General features: G+C 64.0%; 13 protein-coding genes. 10 read left to right on the top strand and 3 right to left on the bottom strand.

From position 1 onward, the window contains the following. Positions 1–73: 73 nt before the first annotated feature. From ACXAHG_RS09985 to ACXAHG_RS09975, 3 genes are all read right to left on the bottom strand, one after another. Positions 74–937 (bottom strand): EamA family transporter, encoded by an 864-nt coding sequence (locus ACXAHG_RS09985; RefSeq protein ID WP_475044233.1) that lies wholly within the window; start codon positions 935–937, stop codon positions 74–76. Then, positions 938–1,726: a phosphodiesterase gene (locus tag ACXAHG_RS09980; protein ID WP_475057061.1), complete on the bottom strand. Its 789-nt coding sequence runs from the start codon at positions 1,724–1,726 to the stop codon at positions 938–940. It lies immediately after the preceding gene. A 313-nt stretch (positions 1,727–2,039) separates the two neighbouring features. Further along, positions 2,040–2,249, bottom strand: coding sequence for a DUF1127 domain-containing protein (locus tag ACXAHG_RS09975; RefSeq protein ID WP_475044229.1), 210 nt, complete (start codon positions 2,247–2,249; stop codon positions 2,040–2,042). A gap of 343 nt (positions 2,250–2,592) precedes the next feature. Here ACXAHG_RS09975 and ACXAHG_RS09970 point away from each other — a divergent pair, with 343 nt between their 5' ends. The 10 genes from ACXAHG_RS09970 to ACXAHG_RS09925 all read left to right on the top strand — a co-directional run bounded on the left by ACXAHG_RS09970 (position 2,593) and on the right by ACXAHG_RS09925 (position 13,552). After that, complete coding sequence (locus ACXAHG_RS09970; protein WP_475057059.1) at positions 2,593–3,657, top strand: Mrp/NBP35 family ATP-binding protein; 1,065 nt, start codon at positions 2,593–2,595, stop codon at positions 3,655–3,657. 877 nt (positions 3,658–4,534) lie between these two features. Further along, on the top strand, positions 4,535–5,002 hold the full coding sequence (gene mraZ / locus ACXAHG_RS09965; protein WP_039167216.1) for a division/cell wall cluster transcriptional repressor MraZ: 468 nt from the start codon (positions 4,535–4,537) through the stop codon (positions 5,000–5,002). Between the two features lie 3 nt (positions 5,003–5,005). Continuing rightward, on the top strand, positions 5,006–5,998 hold the full coding sequence (gene rsmH, locus ACXAHG_RS09960; protein ID WP_475057058.1) for a 16S rRNA (cytosine(1402)-N(4))-methyltransferase RsmH: 993 nt from the start codon (positions 5,006–5,008) through the stop codon (positions 5,996–5,998). Then, positions 5,995–6,345, top strand: coding sequence for a cell division protein FtsL (gene ftsL / locus ACXAHG_RS09955; protein WP_475044224.1), 351 nt, complete (start codon positions 5,995–5,997; stop codon positions 6,343–6,345). Before rsmH ends, ftsL begins: the two co-directional genes overlap by 4 nt. Then, positions 6,342–8,126, top strand: coding sequence for a peptidoglycan D,D-transpeptidase FtsI family protein (locus ACXAHG_RS09950; RefSeq protein ID WP_475057056.1), 1,785 nt, complete (start codon positions 6,342–6,344; stop codon positions 8,124–8,126). The genes ftsL and ACXAHG_RS09950 overlap by 4 nt, the downstream gene beginning before the upstream one ends. An 18-nt stretch (positions 8,127–8,144) precedes the next feature. Continuing rightward, the gene (locus ACXAHG_RS09945; protein WP_475057055.1) at positions 8,145–9,644 is read left to right on the top strand and encodes a UDP-N-acetylmuramoyl-L-alanyl-D-glutamate--2,6-diaminopimelate ligase; all 1,500 of its coding nucleotides are present in this window, start codon (positions 8,145–8,147) and stop codon (positions 9,642–9,644) included. Then, positions 9,641–11,041, top strand: coding sequence for a UDP-N-acetylmuramoyl-tripeptide--D-alanyl-D-alanine ligase (locus ACXAHG_RS09940; RefSeq protein ID WP_475057053.1), 1,401 nt, complete (start codon positions 9,641–9,643; stop codon positions 11,039–11,041). Before ACXAHG_RS09945 ends, ACXAHG_RS09940 begins: the two co-directional genes overlap by 4 nt. A 20-nt stretch (positions 11,042–11,061) precedes the next feature. Next, complete coding sequence (mraY, locus tag ACXAHG_RS09935) at positions 11,062–12,144, top strand: phospho-N-acetylmuramoyl-pentapeptide-transferase (protein ID WP_475044218.1); 1,083 nt, start codon at positions 11,062–11,064, stop codon at positions 12,142–12,144. 491 nt (positions 12,145–12,635) lie between these two features. Then, positions 12,636–13,004 carry a hypothetical protein gene (locus ACXAHG_RS09930; protein WP_475057052.1) on the top strand — a complete coding sequence of 123 codons (369 nt, stop codon included), beginning with the start codon at positions 12,636–12,638 and terminating at the stop codon, positions 13,002–13,004. Positions 13,005–13,021: 17 nt separating this feature from the next. Then, complete coding sequence (locus ACXAHG_RS09925; RefSeq protein WP_475057051.1) at positions 13,022–13,552, top strand: hypothetical protein; 531 nt, start codon at positions 13,022–13,024, stop codon at positions 13,550–13,552. Positions 13,553–13,642: the final 90 nt, after the last annotated feature.

The raw sequence follows: 13,642 nt of genomic DNA, 5'->3' as shown, positions 1-13,642 counted from the left end.
CAGCTGCGCTGCCCGCCGCGCCTGCGCCACCCCCTTCCTCTGACGTTCGCGTAAGGCGGGGAAGGCTGCGGACTTAACGCAGCGCTATCATCGCAATGCCGATGGCAATCAGCACCGCCCAGCCTAGGCGGCTGAGGCCGCGCGGCTCCTTCAGCACCAGCGCCGCCAGGATCACCGAGACCGGGATCGACACCTGCCGCACCGCACTGACCGCTGCGGCCTCAGCGCCCAGCTGGAACACCCGCAGGATCAACAGGTAAGACAGGTAGGACGAGAGTCCCGCAAACAGGATGCGCCAGGGGTGCTGCGCCCAGCCGCGCACCACACCAAGCAAGGGCGCCGACTGCCCCCGGTCTTCCCAGGCGCGCAAGGCCCCCATCGCCAGCGTCACCAGGATATAGGTCCAGAACAGAAACGGCGCGCTGGCGGCGCCTTGCATCGCTGCCGCGTCGGAAACTGAATAGGCGGCTGAGCCCAGCATCGCCATTGCCGCCATGGCAAAGGCGCGCGGATCGTCCAAGAGCCGCCCCTTGCCCTTCTGGATCATCAGCCCGGCCCAGATGATCAGCCCCATCCCCAGAAGCGCCGCGCCGGTATAGCTGCGGTCCAGCACCAGCCAGCTGAACGCGGCAATCGCCAGCGGCGAGGAGCGCACGATCGGGTAATAGGCCGACAGGTTCCCCCGCCGCAGCGCCGACAGCGTGCCGTAGTAGTAAACCGTCAGCCCCAGCGCCGAGACCAGCACCAGCGGCCAGACCCCGGCGGGCAGGGCAGGGCTTTGCCCCGCCAGCGCCATATGCACAGCGGCAAACACCACCCAGCTGAGGCACACCCCGGTATAACAGGACACCGGATGCGCCACGCCCTTCAGCGTCAGGTCACGCAGCGGGTGGGTGGCCGCCGACAAGAGAACCAGCAGGATCCAAAGCAGTTCCACTTAGAAGGCAGCCCCCTGGCCGGGCCGGTCCAGATAGGCGTCGAAATGCACCGTCACCTGATCATCGCTCACCTGCACCACGCCATAGGCCATCGGTTCGACGCTGTACTCGCCTCCGGCCCGCTCCGGCACCAGCGGGATCTGGTGGTTGGTGCTGGGCAGCGAGGTAAAACTGTAGCCGCGCCAGTTCACATAGGTCATCCGGTGAATGTGGCCGTAAAAGATGTGGCGGATGTTGCGGCCCTTCTGCAGCACCGCAAAGAACGCCTCGGGGTCGCGCAGCCTGATATCGTCCACAAAGGGCAGGCCGATATCAAAGGGCGGGTGGTGCAGGAAAAGGAACACCGGCGCATCGCCCGCCGCCTCCAGCTCTGCCTCCAGCCAGGCCAGCCGGTCTGTGCAGAGCTCCCCGTCATGCACGCCCGGGCCCCCGGTCAGCGTGTCAAGGAACAGGAACCGCGCGCCGCGCGCCGCATGGCTGTGCTGCACAAACCCGCCGCCGTCGCGCGGATGATCGGCAAAGACGTCCAGGAAATTCTGCCGCACATCATGATTGCCCAGCATCAGAAAGACCGGCAGCGGAAACGCCGCCAGCTGCTCCTGCAGCCAGCCATAGGCTGCGGGATCGCCCTCATCCGCCAGATCACCTGAAATAACGCAGAATTCCGCGTCCTTGTGCCACTCGGCAATATCCGCCAGCACCCGCATCAGATTCGCCGCCGGATCGCCGCCGTTCAGCGGCACGCCGGGCGCCATCAGGTGGATATCCGTCAGATGGATGAATTTCATGACACCGGTCCCGCAAAAAGCTGCTGATCATGCCGGCGATAAAATCAGCAGATTCAAGAAAGGGATAGCCTGAAAACGTCAGCCTCCCGGCCGGACCGCGGCAAACCGCAGCCCCAAAAACAAGAAACGGCGGCGCCCAGGGAGGAGGAGGGGCACCGCCGTTCTGTCAAACACCGGGTATCAGGGAGGAGGAGACCCCGGTGATCCAAGCCCGGCTTTCGGCCGGTATAGGGTGCGGCGGCATCAGGGAGGAGGAGGATGCCACCGCGTAGGACAGGCTCTCAAGGGAGGAGGAGAAAGAGCCTGATCTCTATCAGTTGTTTTCGTAAGCGGCCTGATAGGCGACGCGCTTGATTTCGGACCGGTTCAGGCCCAGGTCTGCCAGCTCGCGGCCGGACAGGGCCGACAGCTCATTGACGGTCTGGCGGTACAGGCGGTAACGGACGAACTTGACCAGCAGGGCATCCAGGAAGCCCACCGGGGACGCAATGTTCACCGCGGAAATCTGTTGTGCTGCTGCCATCGTTCTGTTCCTTCGTCTAGCCGTCTCGTCTATCGCCGCTGTGGCGTTTCTTGAATGGTAATTTAGGGATATGCTGCGGATGCACAATCCCGTGCTTCGTCATTGCTGCTATGCGGCATGTGCATGGGTGGCGCAGGGTAGGTCTTTGTAATTGGCCAAGATTTTCAGCCACCCATTATGCGGCTGTATAATTTCTGGGCAGGCTGGTGCGCGTCGCGCATGGCTCCCGGGGCAGCGGATTGACATATCTGCCGCCCTGTTGCTGCGGCAAACGCGCAAGCCGGGTTTCCTGTTCCGCGGGGCACACATATATATGGGCCGGATTTGACGCAGGAGAGCAGCCATGAGTGTCACACAGGAACAGATTCGCGCCGTGCTGGAGCGGCTGGCGCTGCCCGATGGCGGCACCCTGGTGTCGCGCGACATGCTGCGGGCGCTGCGCATCGAGGGCAGCAAGGTGAGCTTTGTGATCGAGGCGCCCAGCCCCGAGATCGCCAAGCTGATGGAGCCCCTGCGCAAGGCCGCCGAAGCGGCAGTCCTGTCGCTCGACGGCGTTGAGACCGTCTCCGCCGCGCTGACCGCCCATGCGCCGCAGCAGCCTGCGCCCAGCCTCAAGGTCGGCGGCCATCCGAAACCGCAGGCGGAGCCGCTGAAACCTGCGGGCGTCAAGCGCATCCTGGCGATTGCCTCAGGCAAGGGCGGGGTGGGCAAATCCACCGTGTCCTCGAACCTTGCCGTGGCACTGGCCAAACAGGGCCGCAAGGTCGGCCTGCTGGATGCCGATATCTACGGCCCCTCCCAGCCCCGCATGATGGGCGCCAGCGGACGGCCTTCCAGCCCGGACGGCAAGATCATCGAGCCGCTGCACGCCCATGGCGTCACCCTGATGTCGATCGGCTTCATGGTCGATGATGCCAAGGCCGTGGTCTGGCGCGGCCCGATGCTGATGGGGGCGCTGCAGCAGATGCTGGGGCAGGTGAACTGGGGTGAGCTGGACGTGCTGATCGTCGACCTGCCGCCCGGCACCGGCGACGTGCAGCTGACGCTCTGCACCAAGGCAGAGCTTTCGGGCGCCATCGTCGTCTCCACCCCGCAGGATGTGGCGCTCTTGGATGCGCGCAAGGCGATGGACATGTTCAACACCCTGAAAACCCCGGTGCTGGGGCTGATCGAGAACATGTCCTTCTTCACTTGCCCGGATTGCGGCGGCGAGCATCACATCTTCGGCCATGGCGGTGTCGCGGCTGAGGCTGCAACCCTGAGCCTGCCGCTCTTGGGCGCTTTGCCGATCGACTTGGAAACCCGTCTGGCCGGCGACAGCGGCACCCCCATTGCGGCGGGCGAGGGGCCCATGGCCCAGGCCTATGCCCGCATCGCCGAGGGGCTGGTCAAGGGCGGCATGGCTTGAGGCCTCCGGACGGCCTCAAAAGCAGCCCTATTCAATATGTGTGCAGGCCCGCTGCTTTGGCGGGTCTTTTCCGTTCCGGGGCCCTGCGGATGGGCGCCGATGGGAAAGCGGCCGGATCTGGGACCGGATGGGGCCTGCGGCCCGGCGCGGGACTTCATGGGGCATTTGGGATTGCATGGGAGGCCTGGGAATTCACGGGATCGCCGGGAATTCATGGGAGCCATGGGAAATCATGGCCCGCTACCAGCACTGCACCCCTTGCAGTTGCGAATCACATGGCTTTGAACCGCTTTTGCGGGGTGCCTTCAGTGCCTCTGCAGGCCGGATGCGGCGAACATAGGGGGAACTTGCCGGAAAACTGGAGCCAGGATGATTGAATCCCGGGAAACTATGGGAAATAAATCTCGCCTGCAACTCGCATCTATATCTAGTGTTTGCGCTGGGTTTATTCACAACAAGTTCCGAATATTGCCCTGAAAGTGCCACGAATCTCAGGCGGCTCTCCGGAATCTCTGTCAAGGATTCGACGATGTCCCATAAAAAACAGTTGCGGGGCCATCAATTCCCATAGTATCCCTACTTCATCAGATGAGACGAGGGACGGGGCGCCAAACGACCCCAGAGCCAAAAATAAAATAAGCAGGTTTCATACAGGCCTTCGCTTTCATCGAACAAGAGATCCGGCGCGCGGGCGAGCAGACATCCCCCCAGGTGGCGCGCGCAGTCGGACATCCCGCAAAGCGGGCCAAGGCGGCGGGTTGATCAGTGGCAGCAGATCAACCCGCCCCTTTTCATTCTGGGGAACGGATCAACGCGAGGGACGCGCGAAAAGGACGGTAACTTGGGCCGCAGGTTCAGAGGCGAAAGCCACCATAAGGTGGACACAAAGGGGCGGGTGTCGATTCCGGCCTCCTTTCGCCGTGTGCTGGAGGCCGCCGACCCCAACTGGCAGCCCGGCCAGAACCCGGAACTGGTGATCGTCTACGGCGACAAGCGCCGCAATTTCCTGGAATGCTATACTATCGAGGCGATCGAGGAGGTCGACGCCAAGATCGACCAGCTCCCGCGCGGCTCGATGCAGCGCAAGATGCTGCAGCGGATGTTCCACGGCCAGTCCTTCCCGACCAATGTCGACGAGACCGGCCGCTTGGTTCTGCCCGCCAAGCTGCGCCAGAAAATCGACCTCGATGCCGAGGCCTTCTTCATCGCCGCGGGCGACACCTTCCAGATCTGGAAGCCTGAGACCTACGAGGAAGAAGAGCTGGCCAAGGCCGAAGAATGGATGGAGGACCTGCCCGAGGACTTCGATCCGATGGAATTCCTAGACGGCGCTGGGGGCGCTTAAACAATGACCCAGGACCAAACTGCTGCCAATGGTCCCCATATCCCGGTTCTTCTCCGCCCGCTGCTTGCCGCCGTGGCGCCCGTCACGGGCTGCTGGCTGGATGGCACTTTCGGGGCCGGCGGCTACACCCGCGGCCTGCTGGAGGCCGGGGCACAGCAAGTCACCGGCGTTGACCGCGACCCGCTGGCGTTCGAGCTCGCAAAACCCTGGGCAGGGGAGTACGGCACCCGCCTGATCCTGCAGCCCGGTGTCTTCTCCCGCATGGATGAATACGCCCAGGACCTCGACGGGGTGGTGCTGGACCTTGGTGTTTCCTCCATGCAGCTGGACCTGGCTGAGCGGGGCTTCTCCTTTATGAAGGACGGCCCGCTGGACATGCGCATGTCGCAGTCCGGCCCGTCGGCTGCCGACCTCATCGCCGAACTGACCGAGGCGCAGATCGCCGACATCCTGTTCCACTACGGCGAGGAGCGCGCCAGCCGCCGCATCGCCAAGGCGATTGTCAAAGAGCGCGCGCTGGAACCCATCACCACCACCCTGCGCCTGGCCAAAATCATCGAAAGCTGCCTGCCGCGCCCCAAGCCCGGCCAGTCGCACCCGGCGACCCGCAGCTTCCAGGGGCTGCGCATCGCGGTGAACGCCGAATATGACGAGCTGTTCGAGGGTCTCCTGGCCGCTGAGCGCGCGCTGAAACCGGGCGGCCTCTTGGCCGTCGTGACCTTCCACTCGGTCGAAGACCGCATGGTCAAACGCTTTTTCCAGCACCGCGCGGGCAAGACCGGCCGCGCCAACCGCTACGCGCCAGAGCAGGCAGAGGCCCCGTCACAGTTCGAGCTGGTCACCCGCAAGGCAGTGGGGCCGGACGATCAGGAGCTGGCCGAAAACCCCCGTTCCCGCTCCGCCCGCCTGCGGGTCGGGCGCCGCACTGACGCCGCACCGGGGCCGATCACGGCCAAGGAACTTGGAATGCCGCAGCTGAAAGAGGCGCGCAAATGAAGACCTTGCTGTATGCCGCAACCTGCCTGGCCGTCTTTGGCCTCGCCTTCTGGGCCTACCGCGAAAACTACGCCACCCAGCAGGTGCTGAAAGACACCCGCGCGCTGCAGCGCCAGATCGGCGCCGCCCAGGTGCGCCTCAGTGTGCTGCGCGCCGAATGGGCCTATCTCAACCGCCCGCAGCGCCTGCGCGAGCTGGCAGAGATCAACTTTGACAGCCTTGGCCTGCTGCCGCTGCGACCCGACCAGTTCGGCCGCGTCGATGAGGTCTCCTATCCGGAGCCGGAGGAGCTGATCATCACCGATGGCGTCGAAGTTTCCGGCCTGAACGCGGAGGACTACCCATGATCCGCACGCCGCTGCGCCCGCTGGCCCGTATCCTGCACGCCCGCGCATCGGGCGAAAACCCGGACGTGATCGAAAAGGAAAACATCAGCCTGCGCCATCAGGAAATGCAGGCGCAGGCCCGCCAGCGCGCCGAGGGGCGGCTCTTGGTGCTGGGCCTGTTCTTTGTCTTTGCCTTTGGCGCCATTATCACCCGCATGGGCATGACCGCCGTGTCGGAACCGGCTGAACCCGTCGCCAGCGTGCCTGGCGCTGCCATCGCCGCGCAGCGCGCCGACATTGTCGACCGCAACGGCAGCCTGCTGGCCACCAATTTCGAGACCCATTCCCTCTATGCCCAGCCGCCGCAGATGATCGACCCAACCGGTGCTGCGGAGAAGCTGGTGGAGATCTTCCCCGACCTTGACCGCGAACGCCTGATCAAGGATTTCACCAGCAAGCGCAAGTTCCTGTGGGTGAAGAAGAAAATCAGCCCTGAGCAGCTCCAGGCGGTGCATGACATCGGCGATCCCGGCCTGATGTTCGGCCCGCGCGAAATGCGGCTTTATCCCAACGGCAGCCTTGCCGCCCATGTGCTGGGCGGCGCCGGTTTCGGCAAGGAAGGCGTGAACGCCGCCGAAGTGATCGGCGTTGCCGGCGTGGAGCGCCAGTTCGACGACTACCTGCGCGACCCGGCCAACGCGGGCAAGCCGCTGCAGCTGTCGCTCGACCTCACTGTGCAGGCTGCAGCCGAGCAGGTGCTCTATGGCGGCATGAAGCTGATGAACGCCAAAGGGGCCACCTCGATCCTGATGGACGCTCATACGGGCGAGGTGATCTCGGTGGTCTCCTTCCCGGACTTCGATCCCAACGACCGGCCGCGCCCGCCGGCCTCGGGCTTTGACCCTTCGGTCAGCCCGCTGTTCAACCGCGCGGTTCAGGGCGTGTATGAGCTCGGCTCCACCTTCAAGATCTTCACCGCCGCCCAGGCGATGGACCTGGGGCTTGTGAACGCCGACACCGTGATCGATACCCGCGGCCCGCTGCGCTGGGGCCGCTTTGCGATCCGCGATTTCCGCAACTACGGCAACGAGATGTCGGTGACCAAGATCATCGTCAAATCCTCCAACATCGGCACCGCCCGGCTGGCGCAGCAGATCGGGGTGGAGCGGCAGAAAAGCTTCCTCGACACGCTGGGCATGCTGGACCCGACACCGTTTGAAATCTCCGAAGCCGCAGGCGGCAAGCCGCTGCTGCCGCCGAACTGGTCGGAACTGTCAGCGATGACCATCTCTTATGGGCACGGCATTTCCACCACCCCGATGCATTTGGCGGCGGGCTATGCGGCGGTGGCCAACGGCGGGCGTTACGTGGCGCCAACGATTCTGAAACAGAACGCTCCGCAACTGGGCGAACGGGTGATGAGCGAAGCCTCTGCCAGGGCAGCGCGCAAGATGCTGCGCAAGGTGGTCAGCGAAGGCACCGCGTCATTTGCCGAGGTCGAGGGCTATCAGGTCGGCGGCAAGACCGGCACCGCCGACAAGCCCAAGCCCCGCGGCGGCTATTACGATGACAAGGTGATCGCCACTTTTGCCTCGATTTTCCCGGCACATGACCCGAAATACGTGCTGATCGTGACGCTGGACGAACCCTCCATCATCGCCCATGGAGAGGAGCGCCGCACCGCAGGCTGGACGGCCACCCCGGTGGCGGCAGAGATGATCGGCCGCGTCGCGCCTTTGCTGGGGCTGCGTCCGCAAGTTGAACCGGCAGAGGTGACTGGTATAACCCTCACCTCGAACTGAATAAGGTAGAGGGCCGCCATGAGCACCAGACCAGACCAGCCCCAGAACCAATTGAGACTGAGCCAATTGGGGCTTACGGCCCGGGGCGGCGCTGACCCGCAGATCAGCGGCCTTGCGGTGGACAGCCGCGAGGTGCGCGAGGGGTTCCTGTTCGCCGCCCTGCCGGGCAGCCAGGTGCATGGCGCCAAGTTCATCCCCGGCGCGCTGGAGAAAGGCGCCTGTGCGGTTCTGACCGATGCTGCAGGGGCTGAGATTGCGGCCAAAGTGCTGGACGAAAGCCACGCCGCGCTGGTGGTGGTCGAGGATCCGCGCCAGGCGCTGGCCTATGCCGCCGCACTGTGGTTCGGCGGCCAGCCGCAGACTGTGGTGGCGGTGACGGGCACCAACGGCAAGACCTCCGTTGCGACCTTTGTGCGCCAGATCTGGGCTGAGCTGGGCCATGAGGCCGTCAACATGGGCACCACGGGCATCGAAGGCGCCTGGAGTTACCCGCTGGCCCATACCACGCCGGAACCCATCACCCTGCACCGCGCGCTGGCTGAGGCCGCCGCGGCAGGTGTCACCCACGCGGCGATGGAGGCGTCTTCCCATGGCCTCGACCAGCGCCGCCTGGACGGGGTGCAGCTGGCCGCCGCAGGCTTCACCAATTTCACCCAGGATCACCTGGACTATCACGAGACTTTCGACGCTTATTTCGCTGCCAAGGCGGGCCTGTTCCGCCGGGTGCTGCCGGATGAGGGCGTGGCTGTCATCAACATGAACGACCCCCGCGGTGCCGAAATGCGCGCAGTTGCCGCCGCCCGCGGGCAGGAGGTGATTTCTGTGGGCCGCGGTCTGGGCGATTTGAACCTGATGGGGCTGCGCTATGACGGCACCGGGCAGGACGTGCGCTTCTCCTGGCATGACAAGCCCTATCAGGTGCGGCTGAACCTTATCGGCGGCTTTCAGGCGGAAAACGTGCTCTTGGCCTGCGGGCTGGTGATTGCGGGCGGCGAGGACCCGGAGCGGGTGTTTGAAACCCTGCCGCACCTGACCACCGTGCGCGGACGGATGCAGCTGGCAGCCTCGCGCGACAATGGCTCAGCCGTGTTTGTCGACTACGCCCATACGCCCGATGCGGTGGCCAGCGCCATCAAGGCGCTGCGCCCGCATGTGCTGGGGCGGCTGGTTGCTATTGTAGGTGCGGGCGGCGACCGCGACACCAGCAAGCGGCCCCTGATGGGAGAGGCGGCGCATCGGAACGCCGATGTGGTGATCGTGACGGATGACAACCCCCGCAGCGAGGACCCGGCCATCATCCGCGCCGCGGTGAAGGGCGGCGCGCCGGATTGTATCGAGATCGGCGACCGCGCAGAGGCGATCCTGCGCGGGGCTGACATGCTGCAGGCGGGCGACGCGCTGATTATCTGCGGCAAGGGGCATGAGACCGGCCAGACCGTGGGTGACACGGTGCTGCCCTTTGATGATGTGGAGCAGGCCAGCATTGCCGTGGCCGCGCTGGACGGGAGGATTGCATGAGCCTTTGGACCGCATCTGAGGCCGCCGCCGCAACAGGCGGCAAGGCGCAGGGCGACTGGGCCGTCTCAGGCCTGTCGATCGACACCCGTACCATCGAACCCGGCGATATGTTCGTGGCGCTGAAGGCCGCCCGCGACGGCCATGACTTCGTGGCACAGGCGCTGGAAAAGGGCGCCGGTGCAGCGCTGGTCTCCCGCATTCCCGACGGGGTGCCCGCGGATGCGCCGCTGCTGATCGTTGAGGACGTGCAGGCGGGGCTGGAGGCTTTAGGCCGGGCGTCGCGCGCCCGTACGAACGCCAAGGTCGTTGCGGTCACCGGCTCGGTGGGCAAAACCTCGACCAAGGAAATGCTGGCGCGGATGCTGTCCGATCAGGGCCGCACCCATGCTGCCGTTGCCAGCTACAACAACCACTGGGGCGTACCGCTGACGCTGGCGCGGATGCCGCGCGATACCGAGTATGCGGTGATCGAGATCGGCATGAACCACCCCGGCGAGATCGCGCCGCTGGCAAAACAGGCGCGCCCGCATGTGGCGATGGTGACCACCGTGGCCGCGGTGCACTTGGAGGCGTTTGAAAACGTCGCAGGCATCGCGGCTGAGAAGGCCGCGATCATGGAGGGGCTGGAGCCCGGCGGCGTGGCGGTGCTGAACGCCGATATTGCCGAGGCCCATGTGCTGCGGGATGCGGCCGCGGATCTGGGCGCAACCGCCCGCTGGTTCGGCGAAAGCGCTGCCGGCTACACCCTGCTTTCCGCCGGCATCGAAGGCGAGGAGACCGTCGCCCGCGCCACTGCAAACGGGCGCGCGGTTGAGCTGCATATTCAGTCCCTTGGCGCCCATTTCGCGATGAATGCGCTGGGCGCGTTGGCCTGTGTCGAGGCGCTGGGGGCTGATCCGGCAAAGGCCGTCGAAAGCCTTTCCCTGTGGTCGCCGGTCAAAGGCCGCGGCGTTCGGGAGGCAATCCGGCTCGAGAGTGGAGACGTCACCCTGCTGGATGACAGTTATAACGCCAACCCGACCTCGATGGCGGCAGCGCTGGCGGTGCTGGCGGCGACACCGGGGCAGGGGCGCCGGATCGCTTATGTCGGCGACATGAAGGAACTGGGGCCGCAGGAGGTGCAGCTGCACGCCGGGCTGGCGGAACTGGACGCGGTGCAGGGCATCGGCAGGATCCACTGCATCGGCCCGCTGATGCAGGCTCTGCACGAAGCCTTGCCAGAGGAAAAACGCGGCGGCTGGTACGCAACCAGTGCCGAAGCGGTGCCGGGCCTCGCAGAAGAAATCCGCGGCGGCGATATCGTGCTGGCCAAGGGCTCGCTCAGTATGGGCCTCGCCAGGATTGTTGACGGCATCCGCGAAATGGGCCACTCCGGCCCCACACGAGAAAACGCGTAAAGAACGAGGGGAAGAGCAAAATGCTCTATTGGCTGACCGCTTTGTCGGACGGGGGGGATGTTTTCAACCTCTTCCGCTACATTACCTTCCGCGCAGGCGGCGCCTTCATGACCGCGCTGATCTTCGGCTTCCTGTTCGGCAAGCCGCTGATCAACGTGCTGCGCCGCAAGCAGGGCAAGGGCCAGCCGATCCGCGACGACGGGCCGGAGGGGCATTTTTCCAAGGCGGGCACTCCGACCATGGGCGGCCTCCTGGTGGTTGGCGCACTCTTGACTGCGACGCTGATGTGGGCGCGCTGGGACAATCCCTTTGTCTGGCTGGTGCTGTTTGTGACCCTGGCCTACGGCCTCATTGGCTTTGCCGATGATTACGCCAAAGTGTCCAAGCAGAATACGGCGGGGGTGCCGGGCAAGCTGCGGCTGGCGCTGGGGATCCTGATTGCGGTGGCGGCATCGCTGTGGGCCGCGGCCTATCATCCGGAGCCTTTGCAGAACCAGCTGGCGCTGCCGGTGTTCAAGGACACGCTGATCAATCTGGGGATCTTCTATGTGCCGTTTTCAATCTGCGTCATTGTCGGCGCCGCCAATGCGGTGAACCTGACCGACGGTCTGGACGGGCTGGCGATTATGCCGGTGATGATTGCGGCCGGAACCCTGGGGGTCATCGCTTATGCGGTGGGGCGGGTCGACTTTACCGAATACCTGGACGTGCATTACGTGCCCGGCACCGGCGAGATCCTGATCTTCTGCGCGGCGCTGTTCGGCGCGGGCCTGGGTTTCCTCTGGTATAACGCGCCGCCCGCGGCGGTGTTCATGGGCGACACCGGCTCGCTCGCCCTGGGCGGCGCGCTGGGCGCCATTGCCATCGCCACCAAGCACGAGCTGGTGCTGGCCATCGTCGGCGGGCTGTTCGTGGTTGAGGCGCTGTCGGTGATCATTCAGGTCCTTTACTTCAAGCGCACCGGGCGCCGCGTGTTCCTGATGGCGCCGATCCATCACCATTATGAGAAGAAGGGCTGGGCCGAACCGCAGATCGTGATCCGCTTCTGGATCATCTCGCTGATCCTGGCGATGATCGGCCTGGCAACGCTGAAGGTGCGGTAGACACGCCCTTTGGCTGCCGCGCCGTGTCTTCGGCGGGGCAGTTTGCAATCTCTTTTCTATGGAACCGCCCGGGGCTGCTGCTGCGGGCGGTTTGTCTTTGGTAAGGAAGGCGGCGCCGCCAAAGGGGCGGAGCATCGGATGGCCCTTGCCAAGGGACCATGCCCGTCTATCGGCCTCATGCGGACCCGCCCTGCACCCAATGAACAGGTGGTCTGAGGGGGCCGGTCTCCTGGTCTTCCCGTTGCAACGGGTTGAACCTAACCCGGCCGCGTGAAGATGTGGTGAGGGCAGCGTACGGTGGGTGCGCAACACCTGCCAGTTGCAGCCTCCCGCCCGGCAGCACGCCGGGCAGCGCCCGAACCGCCCCCACGGGGCGGGCGCTTTACGCCCACCCCTCGGTTCGGGTGCGGCCCTCAGTGGAAAACGCTAGCTTTCAACTTCTATGCGATTTGATATTGTCCGGCTCAATTGAGCCTTCAGAGCGGATTGAAATGGAAGTTATCAAGGACGTCTTCGACGCATTCTCACAGCGGATCAGCAGCCCATTCGCCGGATCTATCCTTCTCGCATTCCTGTTTTGGAACTGGAAGCCGGTTTGGTTTCTGTTGTTCGAGGATGCAACAGTGGCCGAGAGGATTGGCTACTTCGAGGCGCATTCAACCCTGATGAGCCTCTATTTCTGGCCACTGGTGACAGGCGTTGCTATTGCCATGCTTCTGCCTTGGGTGCGCTACATCGGTGCTGAGGTTGCAAAGGCGCCGAATGGAAAGCTCAAGGCGTTGCAGGCGGGTGAGGCCAGTCCCGGCGGATCGAGCATTTCAATGCGTCAATTGAGGAGGAGCAGGCCAAGTCTGCTCTGAAGGTCGCCCAGATCAAAATGGCACTTGAGGAGGAGAAGGCTAAGGTCGAGCTTGAGGCTGCAAAAGAGCAGGCCTCAAAAGAAGCGCAGGAGCGTCAGGAGCAAGCAATTCTGGAAGCAGCTGCAAGATTGGCGGCGGCTCGTGAGATTAGCCCTGAGGCTGAGGAAGACTTGCGTGAAGCCCGTTCGGAGAGTGATAGAGCTGTTGATGAGGTTGCCCAAGAGGGTGCAGCTTTGACTGCATCAGAGGTTTTAGATTGGCCCTTTTCACAACAAATCCTTAGGACCGCGTCCAACGTTAACGATGGCCATATTAGGCAGGTTGGATTTGGCCTATCCTACTATGACGTGTTGAAGCGCGACAACGTGACCAAGAGAATCGGTGAAAATCATCGTGACGCATTAGCTCTTGGTGTAACGATCGAAAATCTCGCGGAGGCTGGTCTTCTGGTAAGGCGAAATGACAAGCAATTTGAAATGACACAGGCTGGCTACGATATGTTGGATAACATTCGTATGCACCAAGAGGAGCTAGAGGAAGTAGGCTAACCTTCGTTCTGTCCCATGTTGGAAAGACCTAATGTGCCCTTCCTCAGTTTCTCCGTCCTGCTTGCATTCCCGCAGCCTCTCTGTACAGGG

The sequence above is a fragment of the Leisingera sp. ABD4_442 genome (assembly GCF_056160905.1).
This window is presented reverse-complemented; position numbering and strand designations above follow the sequence as displayed.